This window comes from Saccharopolyspora oryzae (assembly GCF_027853915.1).
Lineage (GTDB): Bacteria > Actinomycetota > Actinomycetes > Mycobacteriales > Pseudonocardiaceae > Saccharopolyspora > Saccharopolyspora oryzae.
This window is the reverse complement of the sequence record NZ_JAQGLA010000160.1, coordinates 1-6,222: the sequence shown is the minus strand read 5'-3', so window position 1 is coordinate 6,222 and position 6,222 is coordinate 1. Positions and strand designations below refer to the sequence as shown.

Genomic DNA, 6,222 nt, shown 5'->3' with positions numbered 1-6,222 from the left:
GTGCGGGTGCGAGCTCCAGCCCGCACCCGCACGTCCGGTGTCAGAGGCGGCAGGCTCGGATGTCCGAGGACAGGATCGCCTTGGCACCGACGGAGACCAGGCGGTCCATGATGGCCGGGGCCTCCTTGCGGGGGACCATGGCGCGCACCGCCACCCAGTTCTCGTCGGCCAGCGGCGCCATCGTGGGCGAACCCAGGCCCGGCGTCATCTTGGTGACCTCGTCGAGCAGGTCGCGCGGGCAGTTGTAGTCCAGCATCACGTACTGCTGGGCGAACACCACGCCCTGCAGCCGCGCGATCAGCTGCTCCTTGACCGGGTCGCCGTCCGAACCGCTGCGCTCGATCACCACGGCCTCGGACTTGCAGATCGGGTCGCCGAAGGCCACCAGCCCGTGCTGGCGCAGGGTGCGACCGGAGCCGACCACGTCGGCGATGGCGTCGGCGACGCCGAGCTGGATGGAGATCTCCACCGCGCCGTCGAGCCGGATCACCTCGGCGGTCACCCCGTGCCGGGCCAGGTCGTCGGTGACCAGCTTCGGGTAGGAGGTGGCGATCCGCTTGTCCTGCAGGTCCTTCGCGGTCCACTCGCGCGGACCGGCCGGGGCGGCGTAGCGGAAGGTCGAGCCGCCGAAGCCCAGCGCCAGCCGCTCCTCGACGGCCGCACCGGAGTCCAGCGCCAGGTCGCGACCGGTCAGCCCCAGGTCCAGCTCGCCGGAGCCGACGTAGATCGCGATGTCCTTGGGGCGCAGGAAGAAGAACTCGACGTCGTTGGCGGCGTCGAGCACCGTCAGGTCCCGCTGCTCATGGCGCTGCCGGTACCCGGCTTCCGCGAGCATCTCGGATGCGGGACCGGCCAGCGTGCCCTTGTTGGGCACTGCAACGCGCAGCATGGGAGCAGTCTCCTTCTTTCTTGCGTTCTCGGGGACCTGTGGGTTCACAGGTAGCGGTAGACGTCCTCGAGGGACAGGCCGCGCCCCAGCATGATGACCTGGAGGCGGTACAGCAGCTGGGAGATCTCCTCGGCCAGCTGCTCGTCGGACTCGTGCTCGGCGGCCAGCCACACCTCACCGGCCTCTTCGAGCACCTTCTTGCCCTGCGCGTGCACCCCGGCGTCGAGGGCGGCAACCGTCGACGAGCCCTCGGGGCGGGTGCTGGCGCGTTCTTGCAGTTCGGCGAACAACTCGTCGAAGGTCTTCACGGTTCACGATCCTTGCATCTCAGGTGAGCGGTCCGAACGGCGGACCCGCTGGTTTCCACACTCTGGTACGACGCGGTCATCGCAGGCCCGCGGTGGCTTCCAGCGCTGCGCCGATGGTGTCCTTGATCATCGCTCGGGCGGCGCCCCGCGGGCTGGAGCGCCCGCCGGAGACGGTGACCGATCCGGCGTCGCCGCAGTCGTAGCGCACCGCCTTCTCCGGACCGACCAGCGCGCCGAGCGGACTGCCGACGGGCTCGGCTCGCACGGCCACCCGGACCAGGCCCGGCTCGTCGCGATGGGCGCTGGCGACCTGCCGGAGCCGGTGCCCGGGTTCGACGGCGCGCCGCTCCTCGACCGGTTCCGCCTCGACCCGCACGTCCGCCACGTCCCAGCCCCACAGCAGGCCGGTGATCAGGCGCATCTTGGTCGCGGCGTCGGCGCCGGAGAGGTCCGCCGTCGGATCGGCTTCGGCGATGCCGCGGCGCTGCGCCTCGGCGACGGCGGAATCCAGCGTCCGCCCTTCCGCGAGCTGGTCGAGGACGAACGTCGCGGTGCCGTTGAGGCAACCGTGCACGGCGTCCACGTCGAACCCGCGCAGCACCGATCGCGCCACGTCACCAGCGGGCATCGCAGCCCCGGTGGCCCCGGAGATCCGGACCGAGCGCCCAGCACGGCGGGCCGCCTCGTCGAGCCGGCTCCAGTGCGTGAGCAGGTGCGACTTGGTGGCGGTGACGACGTGCGCGCCCTGGTCGAGCGCCTGCAACGCGTCCAGTCCCGGCTGATCGCCGCCGTCGGAAGGAACGGCCTGCGCAAGGACTCGAGCTCCGGTGCGGGCGAGGAGTTCCGCGAGCGGCTCCGCGTCGGTCCACTGCTCGCGCGGCGGCACAGCACCGTCGACCTCGGTCTGGGTGCTGCGGCCGCGGACGGCGACGACCCGCAGGTCGACCCCGTGCTGGTCGCGCCACTGCGCGCGGTTGCGGTGGACGAGTTCGGCGTACTCCCGGCCGACCGGGCCGAATCCGGCCAGCACGATCGGGACGTCGATCATCACGCAGCTCGTGCGAACAGCTCGCCGAGAGCACCGAAGTCGACGTCCAGAAGGGACTCGTGCAGCACCCGGTGCGGGCCGGGCTGCAGCGGCACCTCGCACGGGATGGCGATCACCAGGCACCCGGCGGCTTCCGCGCTGGCCACACCGGTCGGCGAGTCCTCGACGGCGACGCAGTCCGCCGCGTCCACGCCCAGCAGCCGAGCAGCCTTCAGGTACGGCTCGGGCTCGGGCTTGTTGTGCCCGTCGACCTCGTCACCGCAGACGGTGAGGTCGAAGGTGTCGCGGCCCAGGGTCTCCAGCGCCATCTCGGTCAGCGAGCGGATCGTGGAGGTCACCAGCGCGACCGGCACGCCGAGCGCGCGGGCCTCGCGCAGGGCTTCCTGCGCGCCCGGCCGCCACGGCAGGCCCTGCTTGAACAGCTCCGCCATCCGGTCGGCCACCCAGCCGGCGGCCGCGGCGATCTCGTCCTCGGTGGCCGGGACGCCGACGTCGGTGAGCAGCATCTTCATGCTGCGGGTCATGTTCGAGCCGACCATGGCTTCCCGGGTGGCGTCGGTGAGCTCACCCCCGCGATGCGCGGCGTAGTCGTCCAGCGCGATCGTCCACAGCTTCTCGGAGTCGACGAGCGTCCCGTCCATGTCGAACAGGACGGCGGCGGGCGAGTTCGGACCGGCGTCGCGGGTCACGCGGAGATCTCCTCCAGAGGTGGTTCGGACCGAGGTCGGCGTCCAGTACAGCACCGCGAACCCCTCCCGCCCCAGCGAAAGTGTCCAATCCCTCGTCGCTGGTTTCGCGAGGTGAAGTGCGCCTCGACCGATCAAGGCCACCCGATCAGATGATGGCCTTGCGCTGGAGGTAGCGGAACATGGCGATTCCGGGCAGGACCGGGAGCCAGTAGGTCAGGAGGCGGGAGAGCAGGACCGCCGTCACCGCCGCCGTCGCCGGGACGCCCATCGCGCCGAGGCCGGCGAACAGGACCGCCTCCACCGCGCCGAGTCCGCCGGGCGAGGGCACCAGGTGGCCGAGGGTGTTGCCGATGATGAACACGACCGTCACCCCCACCCAGGAGAATTCCGGGTGCAGCGCGGCCAGCGACGCCGCCAGGCCCAGGCCCGACACCACGAGGTAGCCCAGCGCGCCGCCGAACAGCTGGAGCGCGCGGATCGGATCGCGCAGGGTCTCCAGCAGCTCCCGGCCGACCTCCAGCGCCGGCGCCGCGATCCGCCGCCGCCCGAACGGCGACGCGATCACGACGACGGCGACCACCACCACCGCCATCGCGCCCACCAGCACCGGCCAGCCGGTCGGGATGGACAGGTGGGTGAACGTCCCGGCCAGGCCGACGGTGAACACGCCGACCACGGCCACCACGAACGCCACCGCCCCGGTGCCCGCCTGGTTCAGCAGCGTCACCCCGACCGCGAGCGGTCGCCGCAGGCCCAGCCGCTCCATGTAGACGACGTTGATCCCGAAGAACCCCGCGCCGCCGGGCGTCGTGCGGCCGGTGAAGGCGGCGGCGACCTGCACCGCGAGGGTGCGCCAGAACGGCAGCGGGACCGAGCTGGAGCCCTGCACCGAGATCGACGACAGCAGGATCGCCAGGAAACCGGTCAGCACCGCCACCGCCAGCCATCCCCAGTTGGCGTGGCGCGCGGCCCCGAGCACGTCGTTCATGCTCGACAGCTCCGGCAGCAGCAGGTACACCGCAGCGCCGATGAGCAGCAGCCCGACCACGGTGACCGGCCGGACGGGCGACCGGAACCCCGGGATCGGCCGCCCGAGCCCGTCGGCCAGCGCCTCCCGGACCTCGGCCATCAGGAACCGCCCGTGCGGGGCCTGCGCTCGGATCCGCCGCGGCAGAGCCATCGGCAGCAGATTGCGCAGCGCGCCTTCCAGCTGTTCGGCGGGCAGGGCGGCGATCGCGGTGCGCACGGCGCGCTCGGCGCCCACCACCGACGCGATCGACACCAGCGCCTCGGCCAGGTCCCGTTCGCAGCGCGCCGGGCCGGCACCGGCCAAGCTGAAGGTGAAGCTGAGCAGCCACGGCCGGTTCTGCGCGTCGACCAGGAAGTTCTTCGCCCGCAGGTCGTGGTGGGCGATGCGGGCCTCGGCCAGCGCGGCGAGCTGCGCCCAGATCTCCGCCAGCAGCTCGTCGTCGACCTCCTCCGCGCGCATGTGCGAGAGCCGCCTGCCCGTCACCTGGCGCACCACCAGCAGCGCGGGTGCGTGCTCGACGTCGCAGGCCAGCACGACCGGCGGGGTGCGCACGCCCGCGCGCTCGGCCAGCAGCGTCACGTAGGCCTCGTGCTCGACCTCGTGGTGCGGGGTCGACAGCCGCGGCTCGTCCTGGACGTCCAGCAGCGCGAGCAGCCGCTTGATCTTGTACCAGGCACCGGCGCGGCGGCTCATCCGCCGCACCACCTTGACCCGCAGCGTCGCCCCGTCCTCGGTCCGCACGGCGAACTCGCGCGGCTCCAGGAACCGGTGCCGGAGCGCGATGATCGACAGCGGCGCCAGCCCGGCCTGCTCCAGCTCGTCCCGGACGATCGCGTCGGAGACCCGCCGCCCCGGCGCGCCCCACACCACGTGGAACAGCGTCCCGACGCCCCAGCCCAGCAGCGCCCCGCCCACCGCTGCCAGCGGCAGGTGCCCGCCCAGGTGCACCACGGCGACGCCGACGAGCACCGCCAGCACCCACCCGGCGTAGCGGGCGAAACCACCCACGTAAGGCGCGACGATCACGGCCAGCACGGTCACGATCGCCACTTCCTCGGCGGGGAACGGCAGACCGCCCGGCGGCCCGGTCGGCGACAGCTGGCGCAACCCGAGCACCTCGTGCATGAGCAGCGCCAACGCCCAGGTCACCGCGCCCGACGCCGCGCACAGCAACGCCACCCGGATCCAGCCGAAGTAGGCCGCCACCGCGGTCACCGCGGCGATGCCCGCCCACGAGCCGAGCCAGCTCAGCACCACCCACAGCAGATCCGACACCGCCGGGATCCGGCCCAGCTGGTCGTAGATCGCCAACTCCACCGGGTTCGCCGGCACCAGCACGAGCAGCACGCTCAGCGCCAGCAAACCGCCGACCAGACCCAGCTGCGCAAGATCCCGCGGCCGCCGTCCGATGGACAGCCGCAACCTCGATCGCGGGGAGATCCCCGGCTCGTTCTGGTCCACTCCGGCCATCCGCTCCGCAGGCGCTCGAGCTCAAGGGTCTGGCCCTCCGCTGCGGCCGTCAAACCGACCTCGGATCGCGATCCAGGCGCGCCCGGTACGTCCGGCGCTGGCGTCGGCCCGGCGTCGTAGGCTGGGTCAGTGACCGATCGCGACGCACACACCGATGAACACACGCGCGCCGAACCACCCGAGTTGACCGATCCGATCGTGATCTGCGGTTTCGAGGGTTGGAACGACGCCGGGGATGCCGCCAGTTCCGCGATCGAGCACCTGCAGCTCATCTGGGACGCCGAACCGCTGGGCGAGCTCGACCCGGACCCGTACTACGACTTCCAGGTCACCCGCCCCACGGTCAAGCTGGTCGACGGCATCACCCGCCAGGTGACCTGGCCGACCACCCGGCTGTCGGTCTGCCGCCCGCCGGGCTGCGCGCACGACGTGGTGCTGGTGCACGGCATCGAACCGAACATGCGGTGGCGCGCCTTCAGCGCCGAACTGGTCGAGCAGATCGAGCGGATCGGCGCTCGCACCGTGGTGACGCTGGGTGCGCTGCTCGCCGACGCCCCGCACACCCGCCCGGTGCCGGTCACCGGCGCCGCCTACGACGCCGACTCGGCGGCCCGGTACGGCCTGGAGCGCTCCCGCTACGAGGGCCCGACCGGCATCGTCGGGATCAACGTCGTCTACATGGAGCGGCTGGGCCTGCGGCGACCGCGAGCGGTCGGGGTGACGCTGCTGAACCAGGCGGGCACCGGGGCGGTGGCGTTCGTGGTGGCCGTGGTCGGCGTGTTCACCGT

The 6,222-nt window shown here is 72.4% G+C and carries 6 protein-coding genes; 1 reads left to right on the top strand and 5 read right to left on the bottom strand.

The annotated features are described in order from the left end of the window. Positions 1-40: 40 nt before the first annotated feature. The 5 genes from hisG to OU415_RS37680 form a co-directional block, all read right to left on the bottom strand. Positions 41-889 carry an ATP phosphoribosyltransferase gene (gene hisG / locus OU415_RS37700; RefSeq protein WP_270954575.1) on the bottom strand — a complete coding sequence of 283 codons (849 nt, stop codon included), beginning with the start codon at positions 887-889 and terminating at the stop codon, positions 41-43. Positions 890-933: 44 nt separating this feature from the next. Then, a complete protein-coding gene (locus OU415_RS37695) occupies positions 934-1,197 on the bottom strand; it encodes a phosphoribosyl-ATP diphosphatase (protein ID WP_093346056.1) in 264 nt (87 codons plus the stop codon). Between the two features lie 76 nt (positions 1,198-1,273). Then, positions 1,274-2,245 carry a homoserine dehydrogenase gene (locus OU415_RS37690; protein ID WP_270954574.1) on the bottom strand — a complete coding sequence of 324 codons (972 nt, stop codon included), beginning with the start codon at positions 2,243-2,245 and terminating at the stop codon, positions 1,274-1,276. Further along, positions 2,245-2,934, bottom strand: a complete 690-nt coding sequence (locus OU415_RS37685; protein ID WP_270954573.1) for an HAD family hydrolase — start codon at positions 2,932-2,934, stop codon at positions 2,245-2,247. The genes OU415_RS37690 and OU415_RS37685 overlap by 1 nt, the downstream gene beginning before the upstream one ends. 145 nt (positions 2,935-3,079) lie before the next feature. Then, positions 3,080-5,434, bottom strand: a complete 2,355-nt coding sequence (locus OU415_RS37680; protein ID WP_270954572.1) for a lysylphosphatidylglycerol synthase domain-containing protein — start codon at positions 5,432-5,434, stop codon at positions 3,080-3,082. Positions 5,435-5,563: 129 nt separating this feature from the next. Between OU415_RS37680 and OU415_RS37675 the strand changes: the two genes are divergently transcribed. Then, a partial coding sequence (locus tag OU415_RS37675; protein ID WP_270954571.1) for a PAC2 family protein occupies positions 5,564-6,222 on the top strand: 659 nt, incomplete at its 3' end.

Coding starts and splice junctions, on each gene's coding strand:
- hisG (WP_270954575.1), bottom strand. CDS start 889: ATGCTGCGCGTTGCAGTGCCCAACAAGGGCACGCTGGCCGGTCCCGCA.
- OU415_RS37690 (WP_270954574.1), bottom strand. CDS start 2,245: ATGATCGACGTCCCGATCGTGCTGGCCGGATTCGGCCCGGTCGGCCGG.
- OU415_RS37680 (WP_270954572.1), bottom strand. CDS start 5,434: ATGGCCGGAGTGGACCAGAACGAGCCGGGGATCTCCCCGCGATCGAGG.